Consider the following 14,998-nt stretch of genomic DNA (forward strand, 5'->3'; position numbering starts at 1 on the left):
GTGATCGGTTATATCGGGAAACGAATGATCGCGATCATTCCTATCGTTATTATCGCTACACTTGTTACATTTGCGCTGATTCATATCTCGCCAGTTGATCCAGCTGAGGCGTACCTAACGGCAGCACATATCTATCCAACGCCGGAATTACTCGCAGAGAAGCGGCATGAATTCGGCTTGGATCAGCCTTTGCTCACGCAATATGTCAACACGCTTCAGCGAATCGTGCAATTGGACTTCGGTACCTCATATCTAACGAACAAACCTGTCTGGGATGAGGTGAAACTGAGGCTTCCAGCGACGGCTGAATTAGCCTTATGGAGCATGTTGTTCTCAGCAGTAGTGAGTATACCGCTAGGGATTCTGGCTGCGGTGTACAAGAATAGCTGGATTGACATGGTCAGCCGAGCGATTTCCTATTTCGGTGCGTCGATCCCGCAATTCTGGCTCGGCTATCTACTGATTTTCTTTTTCTCTGTGAAGCTGGATTGGCTGCCTGTGGAGGGACGGGGATCGTGGGAGAATCTAGTATTGCCTACGTTTACGCTCTCTTTGGTACTGATTGCCGTGTATACCCGGTTGTTGCGTTCAAGCGTACTGGAGCAGTTGGGGGAAACGTATGTGCAGTATGCGCGAACACGCGGTATTCGTGAACGGGTTATAATGCTGAAGCATGTGCTGAAGATTGCCATATCGCCACTTATTACAGGGATGGGAATGAATATGGGCAAGCTGCTCACAGGAACGATTATTGTGGAGCAGGTGTTTTCTTGGCCTGGATTCGGACGATATTTCGTGGAAGCTATATTTAACCGGGACATTCCCGTTATCCAGTGTTATGTCTTCTTTGCGGCATGTCTGTTCATCGTATGCAATTTGCTCGTTGATCTGGTGCAGCTCTATATGGATCCGCGGATTTCGGCGAAAGGACGGGCAGAACATTGATAAACAAATGGCGTGCGGTGTTCAGAGGACAAAGAGCCATCATGATATGCTCGGTGGTTATATTATTTTTCTTCGGAGTGGCGTTATTGGCGCCTTGGATTGCTCCCCATGATCCAGTGAAGGTGAATCTGCTGCAAAAGCTAGCGAGTCCTTCGCTTGAGCACTGGCTAGGAACAGATCACCTCGGAAGGGACAATCTATCCAGGCTAATCTATGGGGCGCGGGTGTCTTTAGGTTTTGCAACACTTATCTTCCTGTCTTCTTTAATCATTGGTGTGATTGTAGGTTCAATCTCCGGGTACCTAGGCGGCTGGGTAGATAGTCTGTTAATGCGCTTCTGTGAAGGTATCATGGCTTTTCCAAACCTGGTGCTAGTGCTTGGGATTGTGGGTATCTTCGGCCCTGGTCTGATGCAGGTTCTACTCGCATTGATGCTGGTACAGTGGGTGTATTATGCACGCATCTGTCGGAATATGGTTGTCAGTCTCAAGGAACGGAATTTCATCGCGGCGGCGCGTATTAGCGGGTCATCTTCGTGGACCATTATCCGTAAACATATTATCCCTAACGTGCAACGTCCCATTGTTGTCATGGGCACACTGGAGATGGGCTGGGCAATTATGGATATATCTGCGCTGTCCTTTCTAGGACTGGGTATTCAACCACCCAACGCAGAATGGGGCGCTATGATCCATGAGGGAACAGGCTATATTCGTAGCCATCCAGAGCTAATGATCTACCCTGGCGCACTGATCTTGTTGGTGGTCATTACCTTCAACATTCTAGGAGAATCATTATCTGAGAAGTATGGTGTTTCGAAACGGTAGGTTTGAATGCTTGATGAGGGTGAAGAAAATGAAGGCGAAGGCAAGCGGGACAAGGGGTGAACAACAACGATGGTTGATACAGCGAAAGTACTCGAGGTTCGTGACCTGCAAGTGAACCTACGAACTGCGGATGGCTCTGTTCCACTACTAGAGCCTATTCATTTTGAGCTGGAGAAGGGGCGTGTCTTCGGGCTTGTCGGCGAGAGTGGCAGCGGCAAGACAGTTACATGCAACGCACTACTCCATATGCTGGATCAGCGCAGGATGGAAGTGACCGGCAGCATTCGACTTAATGGTAGAGAGCTAAGCTCATTATCCAGTGAGGAGATGCGGCGCATCCGAGGCAAGGAAATTGGATTTATTATGCAGAATCCGATGAATGCTTTTACACCTGTATTTACGATTGGTTCACAGTTCATTGAGACTTTACGTACACATACGCAAATGACCAAAGCACAAGCCAAAGAGCAGGCTATATCTGCCTTAGCAGAGATGAATCTACCCGAACCTGCCAAGCTGATGAAACGATATCCATTCCAACTGAGCGGAGGCATGCTGCAACGGGTCATGATTGCGATCTCGATGTGTCTGCGACCGGCTCTGGTTATTGCTGATGAGCCAACGACTGCGCTAGATGTCGTTAACCAGTTGAAGGTGCTGCAAGAGCTGGATCGACTTCGCACCGAGTACGGAACGGCCATTTTGCTCATATCACATGATCTGGGTGTGATCTCACAGATGGCTGATGAAGTTGCAGTGATGCAGAAGGGGCGAATTATCGAGCAGGCAGAAGTACATCAGTTATTTGATCAACCACAGCATGAATATACACGGATGCTGCTTCATGCTCGCCCGAGAATGTCTTTGGGACGATGAGCGTGACTGATCTGTTCCGTGGGTGAACTGGAATGACGTGAAACGTGAACGGTGGTGGATTTCCAGTTTTATCGGTTTCGTTTCATAAAGAGAACCTATGCCGAGTATACGAGAGGATGGTGACCTGATGCTTCAGGTACGTGAAGTAAGCCATAGCTATGGCAAACGCAACTGGCTGGATCGTTCGGGGGCACGCCCTCCTGTGCTGGCAGACGTTTCACTTGTGATCCAAAAAGGTGAGTGCCTTGGGCTGTTAGGTACGAGTGGGGCGGGGAAAAGCACACTCGGCAAAATCATATTGGGGCTGGAGAAGCCTACCGAGGGGCAGGTTTTGTTTCAAGGTCAGGATATGTACCGTGCGAGCAAATCAGCAATGAAGGGGTTACGGCGAGATCTGCAGGTCGTATTTCAGGACTGTTACTCTGCTGTGAATCCGCTGATGACCGCCGCACAGATCATCGGAGAACCACTGGACAATTATGAGCGGCTATCCGCAACGGATCAGCGACGCGTGGTTGGAGAATTGCTTGAACAGGTGGGACTTAAACCCGAGGATGCTAGCAAATATCCACATCAGTTCAGCGGAGGACAGTTACAACGCGTCAACATTGCACGGGCAATCGCACTCAAGCCCAAGTTAATTGTACTGGATGAATCGATAAGCAGCCTGGATATGGTGCACCAGACACAGATATTATCCCTGCTTGCAGAGTTACGCGCGTCTTATGGGTTATCGTACTTGTTCATTACCCATGATATTCGAGCTGCTATGACGATCTGTGATCGCATTGGCGTGATGGATCAGGGAAGGCTGGTGTATTACGGCAGTGACAACGAAGAGATCGTGCAATCGGAACATCCGGCTGTGCGGCAGTTAGTATCATCGATTTTGCCTGAACATCCGTCCGATCGCATTCCATTCGGTTGACGAATGGCTCTCATATGATTAGGTTAGCCAGTAAGTACTGGCTGGCCTTTTTTTTGTGGTTACCTATATGTAGTTCTGAACTCAGCAGTATGACATCCAAGCCAGCAAATACCATCCGGTGACGTAAAGGAGATGTGTGATCAAAAGAGTGCACGTTTCCAATGGAAATGTTGGAGCGTTTTTACCTGGATATCTCCCCGTAGAATGGCAGAGCGGGGTGATACAGTATCAATCGTAAGGAGCCTTCTTCTTATGTTAGCGTGCGCCCCAACTGCTCAATTTTCTCCAACCATTTCTTTCGCTGTGCCTCAGTCTGTTTACCCACTTGATCTACGGTTATGGTTCGTACAGGCTTGATACCCGTGAGTCTGAAGGTGGAATATTTCATCATCTTGTGTGCGGGTTCACCCTGGAACCATTTGAAGTACCAACTCGGGCCATCCATCGTAGTGATCAAGCGAGCAGTGCGACCTTTAAGCAATTGATCTGGTAGGGGTTTGCCCTTTTGGTATTTGAAGGCATAACCAGGCATGAAGATCCGATCTATGAAACCTTTTAGCAGAGCTGGAGGTCCTCCCCACCAGATCGGGAATACCCAGACGAGGTGTTCGGCCCATTTAATGGCTTCTTGTGCTTGCAGTAAGTCAGGCTCGAGGGGCAACTTATTACGGTACCCTCCTTCCAAATTCATGTTGAACTTTAATTCGTTTAAAGTGATCATACGTACTTCGGCACCTGCGGCAACAGCGCCTGTACGATAAGCTTCAGCGAGAGCACCATTGTAACTGGGTGAAACAGGGTTACCCTGAATAATTAATACTTTTTTCATTTGAAATAACACGTCCTCGCTATTTTAGTTAATGAACACTAACCTCATGTGCAAAAAAAGAAAGGCCACGTATGACCTGTTAATAATCCGCACAATACTATTTATTTAGTGGTAAGTTGGACTGACACATTTCTCTTTATCTTATGCAGCATTGCTATTATCCATGAAACATGGACAAAGTGTAGTAGCAGTCCTACCTAGGCAGATGTCATGAGTAGGCTCCACTCGTCCGTTATGCTTGAGATGCATCCCCCAGCATCGACATAAGACGATGTATCGTCTCGTCTGTATAGGGGACGAGTCGTTCGGGTAACAGCCCTTGCATGCTGGATGCAGCCAAGTATGTTATGGCACCGATGATCATCACGCCAGTTAATTTTGAATCTTGAGCAGGCAGTTCGCCACGTACGATACCTTGATCAATCAAATCCATTAACGCATCCAGCGGTTGACGGTAACCCTCACTGCTTCCAACTTCAATGAATATTTCATGATTTTGCGAGATCAGCAGTAGTCCGTACGGATCTGTATCATGCATCTCTAATACCTCGGCAATTAATCGTTGAAAGCGCTCCTTGACCGTTCCTTCTTGACGAACATATCCATCAATTAAGGCTGTATAGTCAGCGCAGTATTGTGTAAAGGCTTCGAGCGCAACCGCATCCTTGTTCTTAAAATGTTTGTAGATCGCCGCATCCGTTACTCCAGCAGCGTCACCGATCTCTTTGACGGAAATGCCGTCAACGCCTTTGGTCGCAAACAAGCGCATGGCAGCTTGTAGAATGTCTTTCTTTTTGCTATCTGAATGAGGTTTGTTCTTCATGATTGAATAGTAAGTGATTACTAACCAAAAAGCAAGAGTAATGAAATTAGATCATGATCATTGCCTTTCGAATCCCTCTTAAACAATCCCTATATCCTACGCTTGCAGACCAGCAAGACGAAAGCGTATGATGGACAAAACATCGAACCTGTAGAAACAGATTGACGTATTAGCTTAAGGTGAATTCGTTGAACGGAATAGGCACGAGAGAGCGAATAGATAGCTGTGCGGGTGGATGCAAAATGGATGGTGGACATAATGAATAAAGACATACAAGTGCACGAATGGGTAACCCCTGAAGGTGTGCTGAATGAAGCTAATATTGTGGCTCGGGAGCAGTTGTACCAGGGGATGAATGGACGATATGTGGAGCGGTTCACCGTGCCTACGGGCGAGAGTTATATTTTCAAACCACTAACCCATGATACACAGTATGGACGTGAACAATGGGTGGCTCAGCATATATTTCCCGAGTTAGCTTTACTTGTTCCGGAACTAATTGCATCATCCGCCGCAGAGACAGTCCATGAACAGAGCTGGCTAATTTATGAGGATCTAGGGCATCTTGTCCATGATTTGAGTGAAAATACGATGCTACTCGCAGCCGCTAAGATGGCATATTGGCATACGTTATCGACATCGGCATGGACTGATCTGCCCCGAGTAGGGCAGAAGCCATCGATTGGGGATATGTTACGTGATCTGCTTGATCATCAGCAAGAGACGCAGGCACTGCTTTCTAGTCTAGGGATGAAGCTCTCGTCTGCAAACTGGGATGAACTTACGTTGCAGATTCGTAACGCAGAGAAGCATCTTCCACTCGTTCTGTGCCATGGTGATCTGCATCCAGGTAATATTGCCGAGGTGAAGGGAAGATTGGTCATTATTGATTGGGAGCATGCCCATCTGAATACACCACTATGGGATATGTATCATCTGGTGGATTTGTCCCATCCGTTGTTCCCTAGAACAGTTACTCCGCAGCTGCGGGAGCGGGTCATTACCGTTTATCTGGATCATTTACAGGAGTGTGTTGTAGAGATCGATTCGGATTCTTTTGCAGCTTGGTATCATGCGTACGCATTTGTATTTTCTTTATGGATGCTGCGTTTAATTGATCGTGATCTGAATAATGCAGATTGTATATGGCCTGAGGGACAACTTCGTGCGCAGTGGCAGGAGACGGCAGCAACGCTCCATCAGTGCATGAACCAATTGTTCACGGAATAGAAATGAGGGGTATAGCACATGCGTAAAGTAGGACTTGTTATGCGTAAAATTCAATTCACAGAAGCTCAGGGACCACGCGTGTTCGCGGATCGACTGAAGCAGATTGGACTGGAGCTGGGCGTAGATATTGTCTTTATCTCCCCAGAGCGTCACGTTAGCGGATATGATTGGTTGCCAGGTTATGAGCATGAGAAAGGCGATCTGGTAAACTATGATGTCGTGCTTGACCAGATTCATAGCCAGAATATTGAGCATGTCATTTACACGGTATCAGGATTTACATTTCTGAAGATGTTCTTGCCCAAAAGCGTGCTGTTCCCACACAGCTTTCCTGACCCCGCACTGACGGGATACGAGATGATGAAGCCGTTCTATACGATGGTAGACAAAGCGGTAGTTCAGACCGAGTTTTTGAAAAGAGAGCTCGGGCGCAATTTCGGTGTGCATGACGTGAACGTCATTCCAATTGGCTTCAATGAAGAGCTGGCGCACCGCCATTACGACCCGAACCAGGTCGTACATAACCGCGTGCTCTGGATCGGCCGAGATGAGGAGAATCGTCGACCGGATCTGGTGCTTGAGTATGCTAGACAGAACCCGGACAAAGAAGTATACATGGTGTTTGGTGGTCGACGCTACGAGGAGAGCATGAAGAAATACAACATCCCTTCCAATGTGAAACTGCAATTTGCACTGACACAGGATGAGGTATTTGCACTGATGAATTCCGCTAAGGTGTATTGGAGCTGTTCCACATTTGATACATTTGCAATGCCTCTGACAGAAGCGATGGCGATGGGCAAAATGGTTGTGAAGCCAGAGCATGCTTGTTATGGTCACATTCGATCCACACATGCCTTTGCAGGGAATGAGGATAACTGGTTTGAATTGGTGAACATGGCTGCTGCCGCTCCGCGGAGTGTGTCTGAAGATAACCGAGAGTATGCGTTTGGAGCCTTTTCGCGAACGATCATGAAGGAAGGGTATCGGAACTTTTTTGCAGATTGGTTGAAGTAAAACGTAAGAATGCGCGCGAAGTAGAGCGGTGTCATTAGAAGGAGGACTTTATGGACGTAGTCATCTTGTGGACACTCGGCATGTGGATGGTGCAGCTGCTAATTGAATGGCTTGTTTATCGGGCGCAGAAGCGCCAAATAACGTGGATTCAGTCAATCCTGCCCTGTGTGACTCTGCTCGGGGGTGCCATCATTATCATGATTAGCATCGACATTGGTGGATGGCCAGGCATCGGTTATGCATTGCTCGGCGTAGCACTGGGAACATCCGGACTATTAACGCTGATTACAGTGGCGATTACAGCTCTGGTGATTCGACGTCGAGGCGGGAATTAATCTAGGTTTTGAGTTTGCGTTCGTACAGCTGCAGTGATGAGAGTTATGGTCTAGTCTCATACATGCGGAGAAATCGGGGGCTTTCGTGAACGTTATCGTATAGATCAGGAGACAACATAAGGACAAAAGCCTGGTTGCAGAGATACAGGCGTCTGTGATATATTGGCATTAATTATGAAAAGGGAGGTGAAGACAGGTGAATCACCAGATGCTTAACAACCGTATTAGCCAGCTACCGATTGCTATGGCTGGCATTGTTCATACTTTTTCCAACAACGGGAGAAGTCTGTCCAATTTTGAATATACGGAAGTTAACATTTGCGAGAAGATGCCTGCCTTGACCTCATTCGGACAATAAGCGTAATTGCTTGATTCGGAAGAGCCGCGGAGCTAACCTCTGCGGCTCTTTTTGTGTTGCGGTCAGGATCTTCCAATCCATAGGAGGAACCTTATTATGATGATCATTAGCGCGCAACAACTGACACAATACCACGGAGCACATTTGGTGCTGGACGGCATTACTTTTGAAATTATGGAGGGCGACAAGGTTGCTCTGATCGGCCGCAACGGAAGCGGCAAAACAACACTCATGCGCTTGATGGCCCGGTTAAACCAGCCGGATGAAGGGCAACTCATGATCAAGAAAGATACCCGGATCGGCTACGTAGCTCAAGTCCCTGAAGGGATGGATGACTACACAGTGCTAGATGTACTGAGTCTTGGGTTCAGGGAGCTCATGGAGTGTCGCACACGCATGAAGGAATTGGAGCAGCAGATGTCCGATCCAGCATGTGCAGCAGATCCTGATCAATTAGACCGTTTGTTGAAACGATATGCTGCCCTACAAGAGCAGTTTGAACGTGAGGGTGGTTATGAGATGGACGCCCGAATCGATCAGGTGGCGGATGGTTTGGATCTGGCTAAGGCGCATTATGATTGGCGCTTCGGTTCGTTGTCTGGTGGAGAGCAGACCCGGGTGGTGCTGGCTTCGCAGTTGATCGTAAGACCAGATCTGTTATTGCTGGATGAGCCGACGAACCATCTGGATCTAGAGCGGGTGGAGTGGCTGGAGGGATTTTTACGAGAATATCCCGGTACAGTGGTTCTCATCTCGCATGATCGTTATTTCCTTGATCGGGTGGTCACTCGAACACTGGAGCTGGAGGATGGTGAAGCCCAGACGTCTGCTGGAGGCTATACGGCATATATGAAGGTGAAGGAGCAACGGCTGTTGCAGCAGTTCGAGGAGTTTAAGGAGCAGCAGAAGGTCATCAAAAAAATGAAAGAAACGATCCGCCAACTGGAGGAATGGGGCAGGGTTGGTGGTAACGAGAAGTTTTTCCGGCGAGCAGCTTCTATGCGCAAAGCACTGGAGCGTATGGAACAGGTGAAGCGACCTGTGCTGGAGCGGCGCAATGCTGACTTCGACGTCCGTCCTACAGATCGCACGGGCAAGCGAGTAGCCGTTCTGGAGCATGTTGAGAAGGGGTACGGTGGACGTGCAATTCTATGCGGCGTTTCCGGTCTATTGGAGTATGGCGACAAGATTGCTCTGATCGGTCGGAACGGTTCGGGTAAGACCACGCTATTCAAGCTGTTGCTTGGTGAAGAACAACCTAATGCCGGCAAGCTGGAATGGGGCGCACGTGTGGACGTAGGGTACTTGGCTCAACAGGAGGAACCGACGAATCCGAAGCTGAATGTTCTTGAATACTTCCGGTTAGAAGCTGGGGTGGAGGAAGGAGAAGCACGAGGAATTTTAGCTCGTTATCTCTTCTATGGGGCAGACGTATTCCGCTCTGTTGGGCAGTTATCCGGTGGGGAGTGGACACGTCTCCGGTTAGCTCTGTTGGTTCAGCGCAAACCGAATGTGCTGCTCTTGGATGAACCGACGAACCATCTAGACATTGCCTCCAGAGAAGCGTTAGAGGAGTCGCTTGTGGATTATGAAGGAACAGTGCTTGCAATCTCACATGATCGGTATTTCGTGAATCGCCTGGCTTCCCGTGTCTGGGAATTGGAGAATGGACAGATGACCACTTACCTTGGAGACTACGAGGCTTACCGCGAGAAGAAGCTTGAACGGAAAGCCCGGGCAGATGCCACGGCACACCTTGCCACGGGAGCATCCTCCCGTAGCAATGCGGCTTCGTCCGGCTTGGAGAAGAAATCCGACGTATCTTCTACGATGGATGGATCTGCTGATACGGCTAAGGCTAGCGGCAATAGTGATATCGCAACTACGGGAGTGAGCAACATGTCTAATTCAGTCTCAGCTTCCTCAGCTACTGTTGCCAACCGAGGTAAGAGCAATGACAGCATACGATCTGCGGAGAAGTTGGAGCAGGCATTAGCTCGGCTTGAAGCGCAGATTCAGGGCATGGATCAGCAGTTAGAGGCTGCACAGCACAACCCGGTTGAGCTGGAGAGCTTATGGAACGAGCGTGAGCGATTGTCAACTGAATATGATGGACTGTTAGAACAATGGGCTGGGCTCTAGGCTGGACTGCGATTTAACTAAGTTAAGCTAGACAGCCTAGTCAGTTAGCCGAACACCTTACGACGCAAGATAGCTAAGTTAAGAATTCATTGACGCTATATAGAAGGTAAGGTGGAGGTCAAAGGGGATATCCCATAAGTCATGAAAATGACGGGGGATATCCCCTTTATCGTGATTATCATTTAATGAATCTGACAAACGCTATTCGCTCCCATTTCCCCGGATTTGAGATCTAACGAACCACAGCGGCGTTACTTCGTCGATACAGTCAAATTTAAAGTTTTTTACACGGTTTTATGACGGAATAGCGTTACTGAGGTTCGTTAAATCTTGCATACGTAGATAAACGGCTTAATAAGATGTCGTCGGTTCGTTAGCGCTCGGAGCCAAGAGGGAGAATTCCTTTTGCGACAGCTCCATTTTGCCTTTGAGCCGGGGGCGTCCAATTCATACGTTTGTTCCGGATTACTACGCTAACGAGTGGAAGGAGGACAGCTAACATGTTCTTTTTTACATGTCATGGTGAATTGTGTAACTTTTTCTCTTCCGATGCGTTAAATACGTTTGTATGTAATGAAACGGCTCACCTAAGAGCTTGCAGAAAGGGAGGTTATCGGGATGTATTACTCATTGACGTATCGAGGCTGGTCGGATGAAAAACAGGCGGAGAGCGGCGTGCTGGAGCAGGCCTCAGTGACGAGGGATGAACTGTTCATGCGTAAGTTGGTGGATGCCACACTGGTCAAAAACAAACTGTGGGCACATCTGTCCAACGAGTGTCAGGATCAGCGGGAGCATGCTGTTTATGTGACAGCGTATGAAACGCAGATGCCGGAGGGATACGGTGGGGCAATTGCGGATGCAGCGCTGGCCATGTGCAAAATGTCCTCTATGTACAGCCCAGAGTACATGCTGTGGAATGGACATTCCTTTGAGGAGCTAACGCTCACAGAGGCTTCAGTTTACACGATGGAGATTGCCGAACAGCTCCTGGATCACTATATGGTTCGCAGTGGCAAGACGTATGAGTTCCTGTATTCGGTGCTGGATGCAGATCGTAGGAAAGTGTTGTTTTTCATGAAGGAGGTGGATCTGTGATGAACGAAGAAGAGCGCAACCACAGGGGGAGACCCGGTTCCAAAGCAAAACTGGTGGCATTCTCCCTAATGCTAGCTGTTCCTGCTGTACTGGCGGGATGTGGCAGCAACAATGATGAATGTGATCCGGAGTACGACACCGGATGTGAGTATGATTCGAGTAGTGGACATTATTATTATGGCGGTGGCTCCTCTTATCGCAGCAACAAGGACGGCAATAGCTCATATAGCTCATCCACATCCAAATCCAAATCAAGCGGGTTTGGCAGCTTCTTCCGCAGTTCGGGAGGATAACCCAATGAGACAAGTGTATTCGTTGCCGTTCAGTCATGACGAGGTCTTTGGTGGTGAAGCAGGACAGCACATTCCCTATCATCGCATGTATGGGAAGCAATATTGTGTTCCTGCACTGACGGTCTACAAACCGTCCGAAGTAGAGGAGCTTCGTTCTGCGGCTGAAGCAGTGGATGCGATCTACTGCAAGGTGATGCGATTTATCCAGCGTTATATGCCTGATTCATTTCTAGAAAATCCGTTGGGCATTCACCCTGGACTTATTCCGGCAGCACGGATGGAGGCGGTTACTGGCGGAATCACCCGTCAGGACTGGATCATTGGCGAAGCTGGACTGAAGTGTATTGAAAATAATACCGACACCCCGACGGGCATACCGGAGGCTGCTTCGCTTGAAGGTATTTTGATCGGGCTGGCTGAGGATGCTGCGTGGACTTCGCCATCTGCCGAGATGGCTGCTCGCATTCGGGAATGCTTCCAGTCATGGCTGTCCTTCTATGCAGAGCAAGGATTGCAAGGGCTGGTGACATTCACCTCTTACGGAGATCATGTGGAGGATCGAACCAATACAGCCTATCTGATGGAGCGCTGCCGGGAAGCAGGATACGAGACGTATTATGCGCCGCTGGAGGAATTGGAAATTATGCCAGGTGAGGCGCTATATCATCAGGGCAGGGAGATTCATCTTTTGTACCGTCTCTATCCTCTGGAATATTTGATCGATGATCGGGATGAGCGCACAGGTGTGGAAGTCGGGGCGGCACTGCTTGAGTTGGTACGCGAGGGTCGGTTGGGCTTGATGAACCCCGTACAGCATGTGCTAATGCAGAGCAAAGGCTTCATGGCAGCCATCTGGTCACTCTATGAACGGAACGAACAGACCCCGGAATACTGCGGGTTCACGCTCTTTAATGATGCAGAGATGGAGGTCATCTCCCGTTACCTGCTGCGGACCTATTTCTCAGCTGAGCCTTTCGAGCAGAGCGCTCTGCCTTATGTAGCCAAGAGCTATTGGGGGCGCGAAGGCCGAGGAACGCTTTTGCTGGATGGAGATACCAATCAACTTAGCCAATTACAGGATGTGCTTCAACCGCTGGACACAGTGATAGGGGCAGATTCAGGCTCTAATGCAATCGAAGAAAACGAAGTGAGTGAAGAGGAAGAGATTGCGGCCTATTATGACAACCAGCCCAAAATCTATCAGCAGATGGTCCCGATGGAGCAGGCCGTGATTCAGACTGAGGATGGGGTGTACAGTGGATATTTGCTCACAGGAGTGTTTGTCATTGGTGGGCGTTTTGCGGGTATGCTACCTCGGGTTGGAGAGAAGGTCACCGGAGATATGGCCTATTATTGTGCTGCTGTGGTACGTGAACGAATGAACGATGAGGAGGAGAAGGAATGGAGAACTTAGGGTTGAACCTGGTGAATGTTGCGGTGGGTATAGGTATTCTGCTCGTCGTACTGGTATGTGGATATTTTGCATTTAGCAAATTGACCCGCTATAACGATAGCGAAGAAATCGCTAAAGGTAATGAAGCGGCAGGCATGTACATGGGTAGCAAATTGTTAGGACTGTGTATCATTGTGGGTATGGTATCCTTCTCTACACATGCGTGGCTGGATATGCTCCTATGGTCGGTGCTGGGTATCATTATTCTGTGCCTGGTCTATATTATATTTGATTTCCTGATTCCCAAAATGCGGGTATGTGACGAAATCGCAAGAGGCAATATGGCGGTGGCACAGCTGCTTCGTTCGGTGATCATTGGTGTTTCCATCGTCATCGGTACTTTTTTGATGTAAAATAAATCCTGACGTAAACGTTAATGTAGAACGAATCTTATACGGAAGAAGGAGCATTGCATCATGAGAAGAGTCATCATCGATACAGATACAGCAGGAGACGATACGATTGCCATCCTGACTGCATTGCATCATTTTCAAGTGGAAGGCATCACGATTACAGGTGGGAATGTGCAGTTTGATCAAGAGGTCGAAAATGCGCTGTACACGGTACAAGTTGCTGGACATAGTGGCAAGGTGCCTGTATACAAGGGCTGCGAACGACCACTTATGGCATACGGGCAAGCACAGCACCGCACGGTAGAAGATGTTCATGGCGACGACGGCATGGGTGGTGCGCATTTTCCGAAGGCAGATCAGCGTCCCGAGCAGGGGCATGCGGTTGATTTTATTATTGAGAAGGTTCATGCGAACCCGGGTGAGATAGAGCTTCTTGCGATTGCTCCGCTGACCAATATTGCAATGGCAATTCAGAAGGATCCAACTATTATTCCAGAGATTGCCCACTTGTACATCATGGGTGGAACGAATAATGCACTAGGCAACATCACACCAGCAGCAGAATATAATTTCTACGTTGATCCGGAAGCGGCTAAGATCGTGCTGCATGCAGGGATTCCAATCACCATGGTGGGCTGGGAGATGTGTACGCAATATTCGGTTATGGATGATGACGATCATACAGAGATTGCTGCGCTTGGTACGTCCGGTGCTGATTTCTTCACCGCTATTAACAAGGTGGTTATGCAGTTCAACAAGTCAGTACATAAACTGAATGGTACGACACACCCGGATACACTACTGATGGCTGTTGCCGCAGATGAATCCCTTATGACGAAATCTGGTCAGTATTATGTAGATGTAGAGGCTGCGGGCGAACTGACACGTGGATACAGTGTGGTGGACATTAACGGACGTTTCGGTAAAGAGCCGAATGTACGTGTATGTGAGGCGATTGATCGTTCTAAGTTCAAATCCATGCTGCTGGACGTTCTCTCAGCTATTCAATAACTCAACAACCTCAATAAATGTAACATGAACCGTACCTTTAGCAGGTGCGGTTTTTTTTTGCCTATTTTAGGATCAACTACTTCACCTGTCGTAGTAAACATGATATACTCAGATTACTACGACAGATGGAGTAACGAGGAGGAGTATCTTTTGTGATCAGCAGTGACGTGATACGTGGCTACAATGATACGCTGATTCTCTATATGCTGCTCGAAGGGGAGTCGTACGGATACGAGATTTCCAAGAACATTAGACAGCTAACAGAGGAAAAGTATGTGATGAAGGAGACGACACTATATTCGGCCTTCACCCGATTAGAGAAGAATGGATACATTGAATCGTTCTACCAGGATGAGAGTCTGGGCAAGCGTCGTACCTATTATCGAATTACGCCGCTGGGTCTAGACTACTACCGGGCTAAGTGTGAAGAATGGAAGGTTACGCAGGAGGTTGTTAATCTATTTATCAGGGAGCTGTGAA

General features: G+C 48.4%; 17 protein-coding genes. 15 read left to right on the top strand and 2 right to left on the bottom strand.

All coding sequences use genetic code 11. The features are described from left to right. The 4 genes from nikB (at nt 1) to nikE (ending at nt 3,576) form a co-directional block, all read left to right on the top strand. Entirely contained in the window at nt 1-945 is a 945-nt protein-coding gene (gene nikB, locus MH215_RS14980) for a nickel ABC transporter permease subunit NikB (protein ID WP_239291177.1), read from the top strand. Then, entirely contained in the window at nt 942-1,772 is an 831-nt protein-coding gene (nikC, locus tag MH215_RS14985; RefSeq protein ID WP_239291179.1) for a nickel ABC transporter permease subunit NikC, read from the top strand. The genes nikB and nikC overlap by 4 nt, the downstream gene beginning before the upstream one ends. Nucleotides 1,773-1,841: 69 nt before the next feature. Next, complete coding sequence (gene nikD, locus MH215_RS14990; protein WP_239291181.1) at nt 1,842-2,648, top strand: nickel import ATP-binding protein NikD; 807 nt, start codon at nt 1,842-1,844, stop codon at nt 2,646-2,648. A gap of 127 nt (nt 2,649-2,775) precedes the next feature. After that, the gene (gene nikE / locus MH215_RS14995) at nt 2,776-3,576 is read left to right on the top strand and encodes a nickel import ATP-binding protein NikE (RefSeq protein WP_239291356.1); all 801 of its coding nucleotides are present in this window, start codon (nt 2,776-2,778) and stop codon (nt 3,574-3,576) included. Nucleotides 3,577-3,826: 250 nt separating this feature from the next. On the opposite strand, the gene MH215_RS15000 is transcribed toward nikE, so the two are convergent. Next, complete coding sequence (locus MH215_RS15000; RefSeq protein ID WP_239291183.1) at nt 3,827-4,405, bottom strand: NAD(P)H-dependent oxidoreductase; 579 nt, start codon at nt 4,403-4,405, stop codon at nt 3,827-3,829. 232 nt (nt 4,406-4,637) lie between these two features. Then, the gene (locus MH215_RS15005; RefSeq protein WP_239291184.1) at nt 4,638-5,228 is read right to left on the bottom strand and encodes a TetR/AcrR family transcriptional regulator; all 591 of its coding nucleotides are present in this window, start codon (nt 5,226-5,228) and stop codon (nt 4,638-4,640) included. Nucleotides 5,229-5,486: 258 nt separating this feature from the next. Between MH215_RS15005 and MH215_RS15010 the strand changes: the two genes are divergently transcribed. The 11 genes from MH215_RS15010 to MH215_RS15060 all read left to right on the top strand — a co-directional run bounded on the left by MH215_RS15010 (nt 5,487) and on the right by MH215_RS15060 (nt 14,997). Continuing rightward, the gene (locus MH215_RS15010; RefSeq protein ID WP_239291185.1) at nt 5,487-6,458 is read left to right on the top strand and encodes a phosphotransferase family protein; all 972 of its coding nucleotides are present in this window, start codon (nt 5,487-5,489) and stop codon (nt 6,456-6,458) included. 18 nt (nt 6,459-6,476) lie between these two features. Beyond that, nucleotides 6,477-7,475: a glycosyltransferase gene (locus MH215_RS15015; protein WP_239291186.1), complete on the top strand. Its 999-nt coding sequence runs from the start codon at nt 6,477-6,479 to the stop codon at nt 7,473-7,475. Nucleotides 7,476-7,525: 50 nt separating this feature from the next. After that, nucleotides 7,526-7,810, top strand: coding sequence for a hypothetical protein (locus tag MH215_RS15020; RefSeq protein WP_239291187.1), 285 nt, complete (start codon nt 7,526-7,528; stop codon nt 7,808-7,810). Nucleotides 7,811-8,006: 196 nt separating this feature from the next. Further along, complete coding sequence (locus MH215_RS15025) at nt 8,007-8,168, top strand: hypothetical protein (protein WP_239291188.1); 162 nt, start codon at nt 8,007-8,009, stop codon at nt 8,166-8,168. A 96-nt stretch (nt 8,169-8,264) separates the two neighbouring features. Continuing rightward, complete coding sequence (gene abc-f, locus MH215_RS15030; protein ID WP_239291189.1) at nt 8,265-10,310, top strand: ribosomal protection-like ABC-F family protein; 2,046 nt, start codon at nt 8,265-8,267, stop codon at nt 10,308-10,310. Between the two features lie 618 nt (nt 10,311-10,928). Further along, on the top strand, nt 10,929-11,408 hold the full coding sequence (locus MH215_RS15035) for a hypothetical protein (RefSeq protein ID WP_239291190.1): 480 nt from the start codon (nt 10,929-10,931) through the stop codon (nt 11,406-11,408). Beyond that, on the top strand, nt 11,408-11,701 hold the full coding sequence (locus MH215_RS15040) for a hypothetical protein (RefSeq protein WP_239291357.1): 294 nt from the start codon (nt 11,408-11,410) through the stop codon (nt 11,699-11,701). Before MH215_RS15035 ends, MH215_RS15040 begins: the two co-directional genes overlap by 1 nt. A 4-nt stretch (nt 11,702-11,705) precedes the next feature. Further along, entirely contained in the window at nt 11,706-13,115 is a 1,410-nt protein-coding gene (locus MH215_RS15045) for a glutathionylspermidine synthase family protein (protein WP_239291192.1), read from the top strand. Further along, nucleotides 13,103-13,507: a DUF350 domain-containing protein gene (locus MH215_RS15050; protein WP_056701763.1), complete on the top strand. Its 405-nt coding sequence runs from the start codon at nt 13,103-13,105 to the stop codon at nt 13,505-13,507. Before MH215_RS15045 ends, MH215_RS15050 begins: the two co-directional genes overlap by 13 nt. A 63-nt stretch (nt 13,508-13,570) precedes the next feature. After that, nucleotides 13,571-14,518: a nucleoside hydrolase gene (locus MH215_RS15055; RefSeq protein ID WP_239291194.1), complete on the top strand. Its 948-nt coding sequence runs from the start codon at nt 13,571-13,573 to the stop codon at nt 14,516-14,518. A gap of 152 nt (nt 14,519-14,670) precedes the next feature. After that, a complete protein-coding gene (locus MH215_RS15060) occupies nt 14,671-14,997 on the top strand; it encodes a PadR family transcriptional regulator (RefSeq protein WP_239291196.1) in 327 nt (108 codons plus the stop codon). Nucleotide 14,998 lies beyond the last annotated feature (1 nt).

Origin of the sequence: Paenibacillus sp. ACRSA (genome assembly GCF_022346845.1) — a bacterium.
Lineage (GTDB): Bacteria > Bacillota > Bacilli > Paenibacillales > Paenibacillaceae > Paenibacillus.